At 60.8% G+C, this 15,898-nt stretch carries 15 protein-coding genes and 2 pseudogenes; 11 read left to right on the plus strand and 6 right to left on the minus strand.

Translation table 11 applies throughout. The features are described from left to right. Positions 1-18 precede the first annotated feature (18 nt). From ACTGJ9_RS16740 to ACTGJ9_RS16785, 10 genes and pseudogenes are all read left to right on the plus strand, one after another. A complete protein-coding gene (locus ACTGJ9_RS16740; RefSeq protein WP_456677949.1) occupies positions 19-291 on the plus strand; it encodes a TrbC/VirB2 family protein in 273 nt (90 codons plus the stop codon). Continuing rightward, entirely contained in the window at positions 291-554 is a 264-nt protein-coding gene (locus tag ACTGJ9_RS16745) for a VirB3 family type IV secretion system protein (protein WP_456677950.1), read from the plus strand. Before ACTGJ9_RS16740 ends, ACTGJ9_RS16745 begins: the two co-directional genes overlap by 1 nt. 9 nt (positions 555-563) lie before the next feature. Next, positions 564-3,004 (plus strand): annotated as a pseudogene (gene trbE / locus ACTGJ9_RS16750) (conjugal transfer protein TrbE). Further along, the gene (trbJ, locus tag ACTGJ9_RS16755) at positions 3,001-3,729 is read left to right on the plus strand and encodes a P-type conjugative transfer protein TrbJ (protein ID WP_456677951.1); all 729 of its coding nucleotides are present in this window, start codon (positions 3,001-3,003) and stop codon (positions 3,727-3,729) included. The pseudogene trbE and the gene trbJ overlap by 4 nt, the downstream one beginning before the upstream one ends. After that, the gene (gene trbK-alt / locus ACTGJ9_RS16760) at positions 3,729-4,082 is read left to right on the plus strand and encodes a putative entry exclusion protein TrbK-alt (protein ID WP_456677952.1); all 354 of its coding nucleotides are present in this window, start codon (positions 3,729-3,731) and stop codon (positions 4,080-4,082) included. The genes trbJ and trbK-alt overlap by 1 nt, the downstream gene beginning before the upstream one ends. Continuing rightward, the gene (trbL, locus tag ACTGJ9_RS16765) at positions 4,079-5,308 is read left to right on the plus strand and encodes a P-type conjugative transfer protein TrbL (RefSeq protein ID WP_456677953.1); all 1,230 of its coding nucleotides are present in this window, start codon (positions 4,079-4,081) and stop codon (positions 5,306-5,308) included. Before trbK-alt ends, trbL begins: the two co-directional genes overlap by 4 nt. Before the next feature lie 97 nt (positions 5,309-5,405). Further along, positions 5,406-6,089 (plus strand): conjugal transfer protein TrbF, encoded by a 684-nt coding sequence (trbF, locus tag ACTGJ9_RS16770; protein ID WP_456678551.1) that lies wholly within the window; start codon positions 5,406-5,408, stop codon positions 6,087-6,089. Then, positions 6,086-7,120: a P-type conjugative transfer protein TrbG gene (gene trbG / locus ACTGJ9_RS16775; protein WP_456677954.1), complete on the plus strand. Its 1,035-nt coding sequence runs from the start codon at positions 6,086-6,088 to the stop codon at positions 7,118-7,120. The genes trbF and trbG overlap by 4 nt, the downstream gene beginning before the upstream one ends. Further along, positions 7,117-8,328: a TraB/TrbI/VirB10 family type IV secretion system protein gene (locus ACTGJ9_RS16780; protein ID WP_231142546.1), complete on the plus strand. Its 1,212-nt coding sequence runs from the start codon at positions 7,117-7,119 to the stop codon at positions 8,326-8,328. Before trbG ends, ACTGJ9_RS16780 begins: the two co-directional genes overlap by 4 nt. 3 nt (positions 8,329-8,331) lie before the next feature. After that, a complete protein-coding gene (locus ACTGJ9_RS16785) occupies positions 8,332-8,577 on the plus strand; it encodes a DUF2274 domain-containing protein (RefSeq protein WP_231142545.1) in 246 nt (81 codons plus the stop codon). On the opposite strand, the gene ACTGJ9_RS16790 is transcribed toward ACTGJ9_RS16785, so the two are convergent. From ACTGJ9_RS16790 to ACTGJ9_RS16800, 3 genes are all read right to left on the minus strand, one after another. After that, positions 8,544-9,503, minus strand: coding sequence for a LysR family transcriptional regulator (locus ACTGJ9_RS16790; RefSeq protein WP_456677955.1), 960 nt, complete (start codon positions 9,501-9,503; stop codon positions 8,544-8,546). The two genes, ACTGJ9_RS16785 and ACTGJ9_RS16790, sit on opposite strands and share 34 nt — an antisense overlap. Positions 9,504-9,588: 85 nt before the next feature. After that, positions 9,589-10,221, minus strand: coding sequence for an acyl-homoserine-lactone synthase (locus ACTGJ9_RS16795; RefSeq protein WP_456677956.1), 633 nt, complete (start codon positions 10,219-10,221; stop codon positions 9,589-9,591). A gap of 87 nt (positions 10,222-10,308) precedes the next feature. Beyond that, on the minus strand, positions 10,309-11,037 hold the full coding sequence (locus tag ACTGJ9_RS16800) for a LuxR family transcriptional regulator (RefSeq protein WP_456678552.1): 729 nt from the start codon (positions 11,035-11,037) through the stop codon (positions 10,309-10,311). A 311-nt stretch (positions 11,038-11,348) separates the two neighbouring features. On the opposite strand from ACTGJ9_RS16800, the pseudogene ACTGJ9_RS16805 reads away from it, so the two are divergent. Further along, positions 11,349-11,597, plus strand: a pseudogene (locus tag ACTGJ9_RS16805) (dihydrolipoyl dehydrogenase); the annotation flags it as partial. 1,048 nt (positions 11,598-12,645) lie between these two features. Here ACTGJ9_RS16805 and ACTGJ9_RS16810 read toward each other — a convergent pair. From ACTGJ9_RS16810 to ACTGJ9_RS16820, 3 genes are read right to left on the minus strand one after another with little or no spacing between them, the layout of a single operon-like run. Beyond that, entirely contained in the window at positions 12,646-13,548 is a 903-nt protein-coding gene (locus ACTGJ9_RS16810; RefSeq protein WP_231142541.1) for an efflux RND transporter periplasmic adaptor subunit, read from the minus strand. Beyond that, positions 13,545-13,763, minus strand: a complete 219-nt coding sequence (locus tag ACTGJ9_RS16815; RefSeq protein WP_456677957.1) for a DUF1656 domain-containing protein — start codon at positions 13,761-13,763, stop codon at positions 13,545-13,547. The genes ACTGJ9_RS16810 and ACTGJ9_RS16815 overlap by 4 nt, the downstream gene beginning before the upstream one ends. Beyond that, entirely contained in the window at positions 13,760-15,829 is a 2,070-nt protein-coding gene (locus ACTGJ9_RS16820; RefSeq protein WP_456677958.1) for an FUSC family protein, read from the minus strand. Before ACTGJ9_RS16820 ends, ACTGJ9_RS16815 begins: the two co-directional genes overlap by 4 nt. Positions 15,830-15,898: the final 69 nt, after the last annotated feature.

Below are 15,898 nucleotides of genomic sequence, written 5' to 3' on the forward strand. Positions count from 1 at the left end.
TCACTAGCAACGTCCGGGATGGTTCTTTTGTCGTCAGCACCGGCGTGGGCGGCCGGCTCGAACATGCCCTGGGAGCAGCCGCTCGATCAGATTCTGCAGTCGGTCGAAGGTCCCGTCGCCAAGATCATCGCCGTCATCATCATCGTCGTGACTGGGCTCACGCTCGCGTTCGGGGATTCGTCGGGCGGTTTTCGCAGGCTGATCCAGATCGTGTTCGGTCTGTCGATCGCCTTTGCGGCCTCGAGCTTCTTCCTGTCGTTCTTCTCGTTCGGCGGCGGCGTGGTGGTTTGATGAATGAGGCGGTCGCAGGTTTTGTCGTGCCCGTTCACCGTGCGCTCACCGAGCCGATCCTGATGGGCGGTGCCCCGCGGGCGGTCGCGATTGTCAACGGCACGTTGGCGGCGGCGCTAGGACTTGGACTGCGGCTGTGGATCGCGGGTCTGGTCCTCTGGTTCATCGGTCACATGGCCGCCGTCTGGGCCGCCAAACGCGATCCTGCCTTCGTCGATGTAGTGCGCCGACATTTGCGCATTCCCGGTCATCTCAACATCTGAGCGCTCGCGATGATGAACCTTGCCGAATATCGCCATTCCAATACGCGCCTTGCGGATTTCCTGCCCTGGGCAGCCCTCGTCGACGAGGGCATCATCCTGAACAAGGATGGTTCGTTCCAGCGGACAGCGAAGTTCCGTGGGCCGGACCTCGACAGTGCGGTGCCGGCGGAGCTTGTTGCCGTCGCCGGTCGTTTGAACAACGCACTTCGCCGCCTGGGATCCGGTTGGGCCGTGTTCGTTGAGGCGCAGTGCCATTTTGCCGGTAGCTATCCTCCGAGCACGTTTCCGGATGTCGCATCCGCGCTGGTCGACGCCGAGCGCAGGGCTCAATTTGAGGAGGCCGGCGCGCACTATGAGTCCAGCTATTTTCTGACTTTCCTCTATCTTCCACCGGAGGAGGGCGCAGCCAAGGCAGAGCGACTGCTCTATGAAGGGCGCGATCGGACCGTTGGAGCCGATGCTCGCGAGGTACTTCGCGGCTTTGTCGATCAAACCAGCCGCGTGCTCGGGCTTCTTGAAGGGTTCATGCTAGAATGCGCCTGGCTCGATGATCAGGCCACGCTGACCTATCTACACTCGACGATTTCGACCAAGCGTCATCGGGTTCGGGTGCCCGAAATTCCAATGTACATCGATGCGCTATTGGCCGACCAGCCGCTGACCGGCGGGCTCGAGCCGATGCTGGGCTCGACCAATTTGCGAGTTCTCACGATCGTCGGTTTTCCGGGCGCGACGACGCCGGGAATTCTGTATGACCTCAATCGCCTGCCATTTTCTTACCGCTGGTCGACCCGGGCGATCATGCTCGACAAGATGGATGCCACCAAGCTCTTGACCAAAATCCGCCGGCAGTGGTTCGCCAAGCGGAAGTCGATCGGGGCCATTCTCAAGGAGGTCATGACCAATGAGGCCTCGACGCTGCTCGATACCGACGCCCACAACAAGGCGCTTGATGTCGACGCGGCGCTACAGGAACTGGGTTCGGACCAGATCGGACAGGCCTTTGTCACCGCGACCATCACGGTGTGGGACTCCGATCCCGGTGCGGCCGATGAAAAGCTCCGCTTCGTCGAGAAGGTCGTCCAGGGCCGCGATTTCACCTGCATGATCGAGACGGTGAACGCCGTGGAAGCCTGGCTCGGCAGTCTGCCCGGGCACGTTTATGCCAATGTGCGGCAGCCGCCGGTCTCGACCCTCAACCTCGCCCATATGATTCCGATGTCGGCGGTGTGGGCGGGTGAGGCGAGGATCTGCATTTTGGCGGTCCGCCGCTCCTGTTCGGCAAGACCGAGGGATCGACCCCGTTCCGTTTCTCGCTCCACGTCGGCGACGTCGGCCATACCTTGGTGGTGGGACCGACAGGTGCGGGCAAGTCGGTGCTGCTCGCCCTCATGGCAATGCAATTCCGCCGTTACCCGAACTCCCAGGTGTTTGCGTTCGATTTCGGCGGTTCGATCCGGGCGGCCGCACTTGCCATGGGTGGCGACTGGCATGATCTCGGTGGTGCCTTGTCTGACGGAGGCGATCAGCCCGTCGCGTTGCAGCCGCTGGCCTGGATCGACGATGCTTCGGAGCGCGGATGGGCTACCGAATGGATTGGTGCGATCCTGGCACGGGAAAAGGTCGAGATCACCTCGGAGGTCAAGGACCATCTGTGGTCGGCCCTGACGTCTCTCGCTTCCGCGCCGATGCAGGAACGCACCCTGACCGGCCTATCAGTCCTCTTGCAATCGAACGCCCTGAAACGAGCCCTGCAACCCTATTGCTTGGGTGGTTCCTCCGGGCGCTTGCTCGACGCCGAATTCGAGCGCCTTGGCGAGTCCTCCGTCCAGGCGTTCGAGACCGAAGGGTTGATCGGAACGAGCGCGGCCCCGGCCGTGCTGGCCTACCTGTTTCATCGGATTGGGGACCGTCTCGACGGCCGTCCTACGCTTCTCGTCGTCGATGAAGGCTGGCTTGCCCTTGACGATGAGGATTTCGCCGGCCAACTCCGGGAATGGCTAAAGACGCTTCGCAAGAAGAATGCGTCGGTCATCTTCGCTACCCAGTCGCTGTCGGATATCGATGGTTCGGCGATCGCCCCGGCGATCATCGAAAGCTGCCCAACACGCCTGTTGCTGCCGAACGAACGCGCGATCGAGCCGCAGATTACGGCCATCTATCGCCGCTTCGGGCTCAATGATCCTCAAATCGAGCTTCTGAGTCGGGCGACGCCCAAGCGCGACTATTACTGCCAGTCCCGTCGCGGCAACCGGATGTTTGAACTTGGGCTTGGCGAAGTTGCGCTCGCATTCACCACAGCCTCATCCAAGACAGACCAGGCCGCCATCGCGCAGCTCCTCGCCGAACACGGACCTGACGGCTTCGTGCCGGCTTGGCTTCAGCACCGCGGCGTTGCCTGGGCCACGGACCTGATTCCCAGCCTCGTCAATCTGGAGAAGTCACAATGAGGCGCCTCGGTCTATTCGGTGCCGCTGGCACGATCGCCGTCACGCTTTGCGTCACGGCACCCGCACGAGCGCAGTGGATCGTCTTTGATCCCAACAATTACGTCCAGAACGTGCTGACCGCCGCGCGAGCTGCAGCAGATCAGCAATCAGATCACCTCATTGCAGAACGAAGCGCAGATGCTGATCAACCAGGCCAGGAATCTGGCCAGCCTGCCATATTCCTGCTTCAGCAACTGCAATCCTCAATCCAGCGGACCCAGCAACTGCTGGCCCAGGCTCAGCGGATCGCCTACGATGTCCAGCAGATCGACCGCGCGTTCTCGACCAGCTATGCGCCGGCGAGCGGCAGCCAGTCCAGCCAGCTGCTGATGACCAATGCTCAATCGCGCTGGCAGAATTCGGTCGCCGCGTTGCAGGACGCGCTCCGGGTCCAGGCCGGCGTCGTAGGCAACCTCGACACCAACCGCATCCAGACATCGGCGCTCGTGACCTCGAGCCAGGGTGCGAGCGGCGCCCTGCAGGCGACCCAGGCCGGCAACCAGATTCTCGCGCTTCAGGCGCAGCAGCTTGCAGATCTCACCGCCACTGTCGCGGCACAGGGCAGGGCGCAGAGCCTTGAAGCGGCGCAGCGCGCTGCAGCCCAGGACCAGGGCCGTGAACAGCTCCGGCGATTTCTGACCCCGGGTCAGGGCTATCAATCCCAGGACGTGCGGATGTTCCACTGATGACTGAGACAGGCCCATTCAAGGCGCTATCGCTACTCATGTCGGTCGGGGTGCTGGTCGTCGCAGGCTGCGCGATCCAGCTTCGTGGCGGAGGAGATACATCTCCGCCCCAGATCGAGCAGACCAAAGACGTTGACCATTCCGAGCTTGCGCGCTGCCGCAGCCTCTCTTCCGAAGATGCAGCCGACTATCGGCATTGCCAGAAGGTCTGGGCCGAAAACCGCCGTCGCTTCTTTGGCAGGCGGGACGGTGCTGCCGCTGCGGTAACCGGCCCGACAGCGGTGCCAAAGGATCAGAGCCGGATGCCGCAAGGATATCTGTCCGTCGGGGTGCCCGAGGAAGCTAAGCCATGACCGGCACAGGCATCATCGACCAGTTCCTTGAGACCTTCACCCGCTACATCGACAACGGCTTCGGGCTCTTGGGTGGCGAGGTCGGGTATCTCGCAACTACGCTTGCCGCCATCGACATCACGCTTGCCGCGCTATTCTGGAGTTGGGGCACGGACGAGGACATCGTCGCGCGTCTGGTCAAGAAAACGCTGTTCGTCGGGGTCTCTGCCTATCTGATCGGTAATTGGAACAACCTCGCACGGATCGTCTTCGAGAGCTTTGCCGGTCTGGGACTGAAGGCATCTGGATCAAGTATTTCAGCGTCAGACTTTCTTCGACCGGGAAAGATCGCCCAAGTCGGGCTCGATGCCGGCCGGCCGATGCTCGATTCGATCTCGAACCTGATGGGCTACATCAGCTTCTTCGAGAACTTTGTCCAAATCGTCGTCCTCCTGTTCGCCTGGATCGTGGTTCTGCTCGCCTTCTTCATTTTGGCGATCCAGCTCTTCGTCACGCTGATCGAGTTCAAGCTCACGACGCTGGCCGGCTTCGTGCTGATACCCTTTGGCTTGTTTGGCAAGACGGCCTTCGCGGCGGAGCGGGTCCTCGGCAACGTCATGTCGTCCGGGATAAAGGTTTTGGTCCTGGCCGTCATCGTCGGCATTGGCTCAACGTTGTTTTCACAGTTCACGGCCGGTTTTGGCGGCGCGCAGCCAACAATCGAAGATGCGATGACCCTGGTGCTGGCGGCCCTGTCCTTGCTCGGTCTCGGTATCTTCGGTCCGGGAATCGCAAATGGCCTGGTGTCAGGCGGACCGCAACTCGGCGCTGGCGCCGCGATTGGGACGGGCCTTGCTGCCGGCGGCGTTGTTGCGGCGGGTGCCGGCCTTGCCGCCGGTGGCGCTGGTCTTGCTGGTGGTGCGCTCGCCGGTGCGGGGCGTGGTGGGGCTGCCATGGTGAGTGGCGCATCCGCCGCTTATCGGAGCGGCGGCCTTGCTGGCGTCGCGAAGGCCGGTGGCTCGGCTGTGATGAGTCCCTTACGTCGAGCCGCGGCCGCATTCGCCGGCAGCGGTCAGGCGTGTGAGCCGGCTGCGAGCACGTCCACGGAGGCGCAACCCGAGTGGGCGCGGCGCATGAAGCGGGCCCAGGCCGTTCGGCATGGCGCGTCGGCGGCCGGACACGCGGTGCGCTCCGGCGATCATGGCGGTAGCGGCTCTTCTGTCGATCTCTCGGAAGGAGAGCGCTGACAGGCAGCCCAACCTGCTGGTTCGCCGGGCCAGCAACGGCGTCAAACGGCACACCGCACACTCGCAACCAATCACTCGATCTCAGGGGCAACTATCCATGTTCAGACGACCTTCCGTTCACTACGGGCGCATGCCCGAGCCGGTCACGCCGTACCAAAAAGCAGCGCAAGTCTGGGACGAACGCATTGGATCTGCGCGCGTGCAGGCCAAGAATTGGCGCTTGATGGCTTTTGGTTGCCTCATGCTCTCGGGCGGCCTGGCTGGCGGACTTGTTTGGCAATCGACACAGGGTTCGATCACGCCTTGGGTGGTCGAGGTCGATCGTCTCGGACAGGCCCAACGGGTTGCGCCAGCCAACATGGACTATCAGCCCACAGACGCTCAGATCGCCTACCATTTGGCGCGTTTTATCGAGGACGTCAGAAGCCTGCCGGCTGACGGCATCGTTCTGCGTCAGAACTGGCTTAGGGCGTATGACTTTACGACCGATCGTGGTGCGGCCGCGCTCAACGACTTCGCGCGCAACAATGACCCCTTTGCCAAGCTGGGCAAGGCGCAGATCTCCGTCGAAGTGTCGAGCGTCATCCGTGCGTCTTCAGAGAGCTTCCGGGTCGCCTGGACGCAACGCATCTACGAGAATGGCTCGCTGAGTGCGACCGAGCGCTGGACCGCGATTCTCACGGTGGCAATCGAGACGCCGCGCGATGCTGAGCGCCTGCGCAAGAATCCCCTTGGCGTCTACGTCCGCGCCATCAACTGGTCGAAGGAGTTGGGTCAGTGATCAAGACGACGCGTGACATGTGTTCAAATGGTCCAATCCAATACCGCAGGTTCAGCTCGAGCAGGTGCAAGCTCGCCGCTTTGAGGCGAGCCCTTTTACCAGCTCTGCTGCTTGGCACATCCGCCCTAGCTGGATGCGCCACCTACGTTCCGCCGGAAATCAGCTATGACGCCGCGGTCCCGCCGTTGCCAGCGCCTCCAGTGGCGCTCGACGACCGACCTCGCCCGCTTCACGTTCCACCGCTCTGGAAACCCGTTCTCGGCGGCAAGTCGGAGGCCAAGGAAGAGGCTGAACCCGTGAGCCGGGTTGAGACCGCAAATAGCGCGGCGCGAGTCGAGCCGCGCAAAAGGGGATACTTTAACGCGGCGCAGATTTACGCCTTCAGCCCCGGGGCGCTCTATCAGGTCTACGCCGCTCCCGGACAGATCACGGACATCGCGCTGGAAGAGGGAGAGCAATTGACGGGATCTGGACCGATCGCGGCAGGAGACACCGTGCGCTGGGTGGTGGGCGATACTGAGAGCGGGAGCGGGGATACGCGTCGCGTCCACATCCTGGTCAAGCCGACGCGGGCCTCGATCGAGACCAATCTTGTCGTCAACACCGACCGGCGCACCTACCTGATCGAGCTCCGCTCCCGCGAGCGGCCGTACATGCCGTCCGTTGCCTGGTACTATCCGGAAACCGTTCGCGAACGAACGCGCTCAGTCGCCCTCAGACCCGTCATTCCAGATCCAGCGCAGCGTGTCTTTCGTTACGCGATCGACGGCGACAGTCCACCTTGGCGGCCGCTCGCAGCGTATGACGACGGCCGAAAGGTCTATATCGAATTCCCTCAAGGGATCGTCCAGGGCGAGATGCCACCGCTCTTCGTCATCGGACCCGACGGCAAGACTGAACTCGTCAACTATCGCGCCTTCGGCAACGTGCTGATCGTGGACCGGCTGTTTGCAGCCGCAGAACTGCGGCTTGGCGGTGAGCATCAGCAGAAGGTCAGAATCGTCCGGACTGACGGGAGGCCGTCGTCATGAACACGAAGAACGAAAACAGCTCTGACGGGGTCATTCCGCCGCAAACGCCGGAGCAGCATTCCAGGAGCTTCCGACTACGAGCCGAACCCCCGCGGGTCACCCGATTGTCGCGCAAGGTACTGGCGGGAGGGAGCGCGGTTGCCCTGCTGGTTATCGGCGGAGCCGTATTGTGGTCATTGCAAAGCAATCGCCCTCGCAATCAGACGACCGACGAGCTCTATAGCACCGATCATCACAATCTCGCTGACGGGATCGAGGCGCTGCCGAAGGACTATACTGGCGTTTCGCGCCAAACCGTGCCGCAACTTGGCCCGCCGCTCCCAGGCGACCTCGGTCGACCGATCCTGGCCGCTCAAGGCCAGTCGCCGACCACCGGCGGAGATCCGGAACAGCAACGCCGGGATCAAGAGAGCGAGGCGGCCCGTATCAGCCATCTGTTCGCGTCGAGCATTGGGAGAGAAGCGCGTCCGCCCGGCGCTACGGCAGCTGGAGGCGAGCACTTCGTGCCGCCGAACGCAACGAGCACCGGCGAGGATGGATCTGCAAAAAACGCGCAGGACAGAAAACTTGCCTTTGTGAACGCTTCTGTGGATCGCCGCACGGTAAGCCCTGACCGCGTCAGCAGGCCCGCTTCACCGTACGTTGTGCAGGCTGGGACGGTTATTCCAGGAGCGCTGATCACCGGGATCAGATCAGATCTTCCCGGCCAAGTCACGGCCCAGGTGACAGAGAACTTATACGACACTCCGACAGGTCGCTTTTTGCTCGTACCTCAGGGTACGCGTCTGATCGGCATGTACGATAGTCAGGTCACCTTCGGACAGTCCCGCGTGCTGCTCGTCTGGACGCGGTTGATCATGCCGAATGGACGTTCAATCGTTCTCGAGCGGCAGCCTGGCGCTGACACCGCGGGATATGCGGGTCTCGAAGATCAGGTTGACAGTCATTGGGGCGAACTCTTCAAGGCTACGGCACTATCGACGTTTTTGGCTGTCGGGACTGAACTCGGCGCCGGGTCGGACACCAACAGCAACGACAGCGCAATCATCCAAGCATTGCGGCACGGCGCCTCGGACTCACTGAACCAGACCGGACAGCAGGTAGTTCGGCGCAGTCTCAACATCCAGCCCACGTTGACCGTGCGACCAGGTTTCCCGGTTCGCGTTGTCGTCAATCGCGACCTCATACTTGCGCCGTACGGAGGATAGGGGATGTCCAAGCTTAGAATAGGAGCGCTGCCCGACGACAAGCCCGTCAAGGTCGCCATTGAGCTTCCGGCATCAGTGCATCGAGATCTCGTCGCCTATGCGGAGGCCCTGGCACGCGAAAGTGGGCAGCGCATCGACCCGGCAAAGCTGATCGCGCCCATGCTGGCGCGCTTTATGGCCACGGACCGCGGATTTGCAAAGGCGAGACGGGCCGGTCACGCCCAGGCAGTCGGTGGCGGCGAGGGATAGCGTTCTGCCAACAGATCGAGGAAACGCTTCAGAGCCGGATTCTCATTGTCATCGCGCCAATGGGCATAAAAGTCCACCCGGCTTGGTCCCGCTCCGTCTTGCAACTCCCTGTACACGAGGCCTGCAAAACTTGCACCAATATCCGATTCCATCACCAGGCTGAGCCCCATGCCCATACTCGTCAGACTCTTGATAATGCCGCGGCTTACGTCATGGCGCTGCACCCTGGGTCGGTCGTCGGGTAGTAGGAGTTTCGAGATCAGCAGATCCTCAAGTTCTCGTCCGGGATCATACTCGCTTACAAGAATCGTCTGGTCACGCAAATCGGTCCAATAGATGATCTCACGTGACGCGAGGCAGTGATCCTGAGGCAGCGAGATCAGGATGCGTTCGCTCCAGAGCAATAGTGATCTGGTGCCCCTTGAAGGCAGACGTCCAGGGCTAACGACAACGTCGACGGTTCCGCTACTTAGCGCAGTCATCAGACGGAAGCGAGAGCGCTCCATCGTTGCCAATTCGAGCTGTGGGAGCAGCTTCTTAAGCTCACCTATCGTCGCTCGCAAATTGCCGGTGGACATGGAGGTGAAGAAGCCGATCACAAGATGGCCAGTCTCTCCACGACCACCGGACCTCCCGGTGTCAACGAGCATGTCGACTTGTTCCAGAATCAACCGTGCGATCCGCAGAATGGCCTGTCCAGCCTGAGTAGGCTTAATTCCTCCGCTTGAACGCTCAAACAGTGAAGTACCCACGAGGTGCTCAAGTTGACCGATAGAGCGGCTGAAGGTGGTATGTTTGATTGCAAGCGCCTCCGCGGCTCGTCGAAAGCTTCCGCAATCACAAGCGACAACTGCCAGTCGAAGCTGTTGCAGGTCAATAGCTCTGGCTGCGTTCCGCCGATGATTCCTGATCTCAATATCCGTCATGTTCATAGCTCGCCAGGCAAAGCGCAAGATACGGCGTCCCCGCTCTAGGCGGGGACGCGCATATCGTTTGTTGACATGGACCGTTCTAGGCGGCCGCGAAGATTACTGGCGTCCAAAGGGCCGGTGCCGAAAGACCGCCGGCTTTACGAAGGCTGGCCAGAATATCGCGCGAAATCTCCAGGTAACCCGCCACGGCTAAGGTGTTGCCAATTGCGGAAGGATTGCCAATGCGCCGTAGGGGCCAGCCGGCTCGCCGAAGGATTCTCTCCATACGGACGTCCGTTACGGTGACGATGTCAGTGAGTTGTCGTGAGAGCCCGAACTCGACCATTCCCGCAAACAGCTCGTACGCAGCACGAGTGATACCGTGGTCCCCTTTCGGGGCATCGGCAGCAACATCGATTGCGAATCTACTACTTTCCCAAACGAGAGGAGTTGACGGCGCCAGTCGGCCTTCAAGAAGCGCGGGGAAGGTGTCGCAAAGCATGGTCGGGCCAAGTGTGGGGAGGAGGCGTACGGAACCTTGCACCTGCCCGTTGTCACATAGCTGGGTTAGGTAAGCGGGATGCAATGCATCAAAATCGTCGATCTCCATGTCGCCACTGGTTTGAACGTCCCATGCCATGCGAAGCTTGAAAACGCGATACCGTAGCCGATGCATTTCGACGAGAGTTTCGGCGAACTGGCCAGACAAGGGTGGTGTGATAAGCTGAATCATAGTCCCTCCAGGGGTGTGTACATCGCCACCTTTGGAGCGGATCACGGATCTTAAGTCATTACCTGTAGTTGTAGGGGGGCTGCGTCCCTAATTTTGCTCTTTTCTTTTCACGGCGGCTAAGCGGGCTACCGCTTGTACAATCGTCCGAACACCGAGTTTTTTCTTCGCGCCTTCTAGGTAGAAGGCAACCGTGTTGCGCGAGATGCCGAGAATGCATCCAATCTCCCAAGCGCTCTTGCCCCGAGCTGCCCACTCCAAGCATTCGAACTCGCGCGGGGATAGGCATGCCCCCTCTATTTCGTGTGCATTTGCTAGCTTTCGCCGGGTATGAGCATGGAAATACATCGCTATTAGCTGAAGAACGCGTCCATGCGATTCAATGAACCGTTCGAATTGTGGGCGGCTCTGGTCAACGGCAAAGGTCAATGCAGCGATGGGGCCGTGGCCATCGTGAATGGGCATCGTAAAGCCAAACCGAACTCCGAATTCCGCGGCCTCTTCGAAAAGCCGATGCTGTGTTTTCGATGTGAACTTCGAGTTGAAATTAACCCCCCATCGAAAGGGCTCGGGGTTTCGAAGAGCTTCTCCGATGACGGGATCAAGCACTTGATAATTGTTTCGTAGATAGTGTGCTACCCACCGCGATGGATATGTAGAGATTAGGCGCGGTTTGCCTTTGCTTGAGTGCTGGAGGGCTAGATAGGCAAAACACGATAGGTCCAAAGCGGTCGCTGTGTCCGCCATGGCTTTGGAGAAGTCTTGAAGATCTTCTGCGGTCGCTAGGAGATCAATGAAATTTTGAAAGATGCGGTGCATCGCTGCCAAGCAAGCCGTGCATGGTGCGAGAGCAGAGATCTCGCCCAATTCGTTGATTGTGCCTACAACAAGTGACCAAAGAGCCGCGCTTCGCGGCCGGTGAAGTCAAGGCAAGACCCTCTTGTACCAAACACCACAACGTCGTGCCTCGTACAGTTTGTCTTTGCCTATTCTCATAACGCCCCCGGCATTTTGTGCCGAAATCGCAGCCGTCACCCCCAAAGCGCCGAATGTGATGCGGCTATGCAACTGGCCAGGGGCCTGCATGTGCCGGGACTCTGCGTTGACCGGCCAGGAAGGCCAGTTTGCCGACCAATCTGATCATCGACCAAGAGACTCACCGGATCATCGGCGGTGTGATCGTTGGCCCGCAGGCTGGCGACATGATCGGAGAACCTGCCCGGCGATCGAGATGGGCGCCGATGCAATTGATATCAGCAAAACCATTCATCCGCATTCGACGTTCGGAGAAACAATAGGCCTGGCTGCCGAAGTACGAAGGTGTTTGCACGGATGTGTTGCCGGGTGCGAAGAGGTCGACCAAGCGCGCGAGCCACTAGAAATTCAAAACATGAGCCTGCATCAGGTGTCTCGCTGCCGATCGTTCATATGGGACCCGAATATGGCGGGAACTTCTCGGAGGGAGGTCAAGGTACCTTTGAGCGTTCAGGAGGAGGAATTTGCCGCGGCATGTCGATACGTCGTTTTGGAGAGAAGACCTGATCTAGCAGCATCCATCGTCATTGTAGACAGCCAGCTCAGGATTGGGAATGATCCGCATGTTCGGTCGCATTTGTAGAACTCGGTCTTGCCAGATTGGTGCGAGTTCTACATCTCGCAATCGAAGGCAAGGCGATGGCGCTGGAAAAAGTGCCTAGGCTCCTGTTCGACCTGTCGAGCTTCAGAAGAAAGACGCTCCACGCGCTAGGTAGAGACGATCGAGGACAGCACCTCGTGAAATAGGCGCGATTTCGTCAGCGCGCGATTTAAAGGAATGGACACTCATCATCGCAACGCGAACCCAGGCAGTCATCCTCGGCAGAACCCTCGGCGATTGGGAGCTCTGAATTGCAAAAGCAGGTATGGCGGCGCGGGCATTGCGAGATCTGAGCCGGGCGATGAAATGAGCTGTTCTGGACGTGCGGAGCCTGGTGATCGGGACCCTTCAAGTTTCGCGCGCGCTTTTTGGTGCAGTCGAAATCGTACCTCGCGTCAAATGCCGAAAATGGCGCTGAGAGCTGCGGACTTCAGCACAAAATGCGGTCTGATGTGCACGACAGTATTGCTGCTGAATGTCGTTCGTTAGATTTCCGCAATCGAATTCCGCATTCGGCGTTTGCGAAAGATATCCGATCTTTCGTTTCCTCCCTCTACTTGGCCCGGCGCGATCGGCGGGCCCTTTCTCAAGGTCTGGCTACATCTGGTGACGCGGCGAAACGGCGCTATTTCGCGATTCTTGCTTGCGCTTACGGTAACAAACGCTAGTTGTTTCAATGCTCCGGACCAGACTACGAATCTGAGGGTCGGACGTTCAGATCGTTCCGGGCGCGCCATTCGGCTTTGTTTTCATTAGATTTTCTTGGCGCCGGCTGAGCGCGTTACCGAGCGTTACCGTAAAACGCCCATGGTGTTTGGCGGTGCGTTGCGGTTTCCAACATTGACTTGCACCGTCGCAGTCGTTCCGACGATCAGGCGATCGACATCTTTGCGCGGGATGCGGACCCGAACCGGAATGCGCTGGGCGAGCCTGACCCAGGAGAACGATGGATTGACGCTGGCGAGCAGGCTGGACCCCAAACTTCGATCGCGGTCCTCGATTCCGCCAGCGATACTCTCGACCCGACCGCTCAGCGTCGCTCCGCTCATCAGCTTCACGTCAACGGCGTCACCGAGGTGGATCCGCGGGATCTTGGTCTCCTCGAAATAGCCTTCGACACGCACGGTGTCGATGTCGATCAGCGCCATGATGCCGCGCCCCGCGGCGAGATAGGTGCCGGGCCGTAAATCGAAATTGGTCACGCGGCCGTTCGCGGGTGCCCGGATTTCGGATCGATCGAGATCGAGCTGCGCGATCTGAAGGTCGGCCACGGCCTGACCATAAAGCGCCTTGGCTTGCAAATCCGTAGCGCGGATCGTCTCGCGCTGTTGCTGCGACACGACACCTTCGCTCAGCTTCTCGTATCGTACGCGGTCGCTCGCCGCCTTCTCCGCGGCGGCTTCGCGGTTGGCCAGAGACGCCTCTGCTTGTTGGACGGCGAGGCGGAAACGGTCGGGATTCAGCCGCAGCAAAATATCGCCCTTGCGGACGACCTGATTGTCCCGGACCAGCACCTCGTCGACCAGCCCGGAGACATCGGCGGCAACGGCGATGATGTCGGCGCGGACGCGGCCGTCCCGTGTCCATGGCGCCGCCTCATAATGCTCCCACATGCCGATGCCGACCGGTGCCGCGACGCTCACCATCAGGACAGTGAGCATCATGCGGGGAAACATCGAACTCATCGTTGTCATAGCGGCAGCTTTCCCAGAACAGCGTAGAAGATCTTGGTCAGAATGACGAAGACGGCGAAGTCGAGCAGCGCGGGGTGCCACGCATACCTTCGAATATCGACGCCGATGAATTTGCGGTTGGCCGCGGAGGCGATAAAGCAGGCCGCGAGCGCACAAGCACAGGCCAGCACAAACGTCGGAACGTAGACGCCGGCAATGGCGATTTCTTCGTTCATGGCATGGCCTTGCTGGACAAAGCAGGAGCATCCGGAAACATCGTCCGACGCAGGCCGATCAGCGCGAGCGTTCGCTGCTGGCAGGCGGTCGTGTCTTTGCGCGTGTCGCACAGCGCGTTGTCGATCGCGGCCAGAAGGGCGCGCGCAACGTCAGGCTTCAGTTTCGCGTTGCCGCGGGCCAGCCAGCGGAATGCCTGCGACAGCATCGGCAGAAGCTGCTGGAGGCCAGGGTCGCTGCGCGCGTCCTCGTGCACTGCGGCTTGCCTGAGCGCGAGCAGATCGAGGCCGATTTGCAGCGCGGCCAAAGGACGGGCTTCCACCGCGATGTCCGTCGTCGCGCCAGCCAGCCGAGGGATCACCAGGCCGAATCGATCAAGCATGATGCTGGTCCATCTGGCGCGGCTCATCGGCCGCCGTGCAGCAGCCAGCCTCGCCAGATCGGACCAGCCGTGGCGCAGCAGACGCTGCGCCGCTCCCGATGCTGACAGTGAACGCAGCAATCGAATTGCGATGAACGCTGTGAGAAGTCCGATCATGGCAGCCGCATTTCTATTGATGAATAGAGCGAAGTCGGCGCTGAATTTGTTCTGGAGGTCGAGCGCGCTGATCAGTCCGAGACCGAGCGCCAGCGCCTTGATGAAATGCCGGGGATTGGCCTGCAGATAGCCGATCACCAGAAAGGTCGGCGCCAGCGAGAACACCAGCATCGGAAAGCCGGTGATGGCCGGGAAGATCACGAACAGGTAGATCGCGGCGATCGGCAGGCAGGCCAGCGTCCAGAGCGCGTAGGAAATCAGCGTTGGCGCGGGATCGTCGAGGCTGCTGTAGAGCGCCGCGGCGATGGCGGCGATTTGCGTGGCGACGCCGCCTTCCGGCCAGGCCGTCGTGATCCAGACCGTGCAGCAGCCGAGCACGGCGACGCCAAGAGCCACGACCGACAGAACGGCAAGGCCGGGATCGCTGTGCAGGCGTCGCCTCACGTGTCGATCCCGCAGGCCAGCTTGGCTCCAAATGGCAGGGTGAGCACCGCTGTGCAATGCGCGCGACAGGTTTCGCGCGGCAGCCAGCGCTTCGATCAGCGTGGCCAATCTGGTCGCGGTTCCGGCCTCGATCAGCCGATCCCATTCGCTGCGATCGTTGCAACAGGTCGCTTCGAACGATGTGCACTTTCTGATCAGTTCGTCGGAAGTGGCCGGTGATCGCTCCGGCGCACGTGTCCAGTCGGCGAGTTCAGACAGCAGGTGGTTCAACTCGGCCGAGCGCCGCTCTCCCAAGGCGGCGAGTCCGTCCTCCACCGGCAGCAGCATCGGCAAGACCAATGCGAGCTGGTCCTGCACGGCACCGATGGCGCGCAGGTCCGGCTTGCTCGCGGCGGTGTCGTAGCGCAGGTGCGTCGACAGGATCTCGATTTGCGTGATGTCCGCAGCGAGCTTCCAGCGCCCCGTATTCGGTGCCTTGTCGACGCGCGCGCAGAGCACGTCGGTGGTCCGGGCGAAGGCGTCCGACAATGCGGCGCAGAGGGATTTCAGCACAGGAGTAGTGACGTCGCGCGGGAACAGCAGGGTGTGCACCAGGGTCGCACAGCCGATGCCGAGCAGGATCTCCTCGACACGCGACAGCGCGGTCACAAATACCATCGCCGGAACGTTGACGCTCGAGAACGCGATTGTCGTCGCGGTGTAGCCTGCCAGCAGGAAAGCATAGCTGCGCGGCGTGCGGTCCTGCAAGGAGATATAGAGGCAGAGTCCGGCCCATGCGGTAACGGCAACCGACAATAACGCGGGTTGATCGACCAGGATCGGGACCAGCGCCAGCGCCGCGCAGGCGCCCAGCAATGTCCCGACAAAGCGGTAGACGGCGCGTGACCGAACCGCGCCGGCGAACGGCTGTGCGGTCAGATAGACCGTGAGCATCGCCCAATACGGCCGCTCCAATCCGAGCCGGAAGGCAAAATAGATCGCGAGCATTGCCGCGATGAAGGAGTTCGCCGAGAACAGCGCCCATTTCGGATCGAGCCGGCCGGGCGCTGCTGCTGCGAGAAGCCGAGACAGAAATGGTGAAGGCATGATGTGATCGTCCGTGAAGCACGGAGACCATAGGCGTTGCTGCGTCGAGAGAATTTCGTTATTCTGCCA

The sequence above is a fragment of the Bradyrhizobium sp. RDM12 genome, from assembly GCF_051917485.1.
GTDB lineage: Bacteria > Pseudomonadota > Alphaproteobacteria > Rhizobiales > Xanthobacteraceae > Bradyrhizobium.

Excerpts from the sequence above, each read along its gene's own strand:
- trbF (WP_456678551.1), top strand. The coding sequence starts at position 5,406 with ATGTTCAGACGACCTTCCGTTCACTACGGGCGCATGCCCGAGCCGGTC.
- trbJ (WP_456677951.1), top strand. The coding sequence starts at position 3,001 with ATGAGGCGCCTCGGTCTATTCGGTGCCGCTGGCACGATCGCCGTCACG.
- ACTGJ9_RS16815 (WP_456677957.1), bottom strand. The coding sequence starts at position 13,763 with ATGAACGAAGAAATCGCCATTGCCGGCGTCTACGTTCCGACGTTTGTG.
- ACTGJ9_RS16800 (WP_456678552.1), bottom strand. The coding sequence starts at position 11,037 with ATGCACCGCATCTTTCAAAATTTCATTGATCTCCTAGCGACCGCAGAA.
- ACTGJ9_RS16745 (WP_456677950.1), top strand. The coding sequence starts at position 291 with ATGAATGAGGCGGTCGCAGGTTTTGTCGTGCCCGTTCACCGTGCGCTC.
- ACTGJ9_RS16795 (WP_456677956.1), bottom strand. The coding sequence starts at position 10,221 with ATGATTCAGCTTATCACACCACCCTTGTCTGGCCAGTTCGCCGAAACT.
- ACTGJ9_RS16785 (WP_231142545.1), top strand. The coding sequence starts at position 8,332 with ATGTCCAAGCTTAGAATAGGAGCGCTGCCCGACGACAAGCCCGTCAAG.
- ACTGJ9_RS16740 (WP_456677949.1), top strand. The coding sequence starts at position 19 with ATGGTTCTTTTGTCGTCAGCACCGGCGTGGGCGGCCGGCTCGAACATG.
- ACTGJ9_RS16820 (WP_456677958.1), bottom strand. The coding sequence starts at position 15,829 with ATGCCTTCACCATTTCTGTCTCGGCTTCTCGCAGCAGCAGCGCCCGGC.
- ACTGJ9_RS16810 (WP_231142541.1), bottom strand. The coding sequence starts at position 13,548 with ATGACAACGATGAGTTCGATGTTTCCCCGCATGATGCTCACTGTCCTG.
- ACTGJ9_RS16790 (WP_456677955.1), bottom strand. The coding sequence starts at position 9,503 with ATGACGGATATTGAGATCAGGAATCATCGGCGGAACGCAGCCAGAGCT.
- ACTGJ9_RS16780 (WP_231142546.1), top strand. The coding sequence starts at position 7,117 with ATGAACACGAAGAACGAAAACAGCTCTGACGGGGTCATTCCGCCGCAA.
- trbK-alt (WP_456677952.1), top strand. The coding sequence starts at position 3,729 with ATGACTGAGACAGGCCCATTCAAGGCGCTATCGCTACTCATGTCGGTC.
- trbL (WP_456677953.1), top strand. The coding sequence starts at position 4,079 with ATGACCGGCACAGGCATCATCGACCAGTTCCTTGAGACCTTCACCCGC.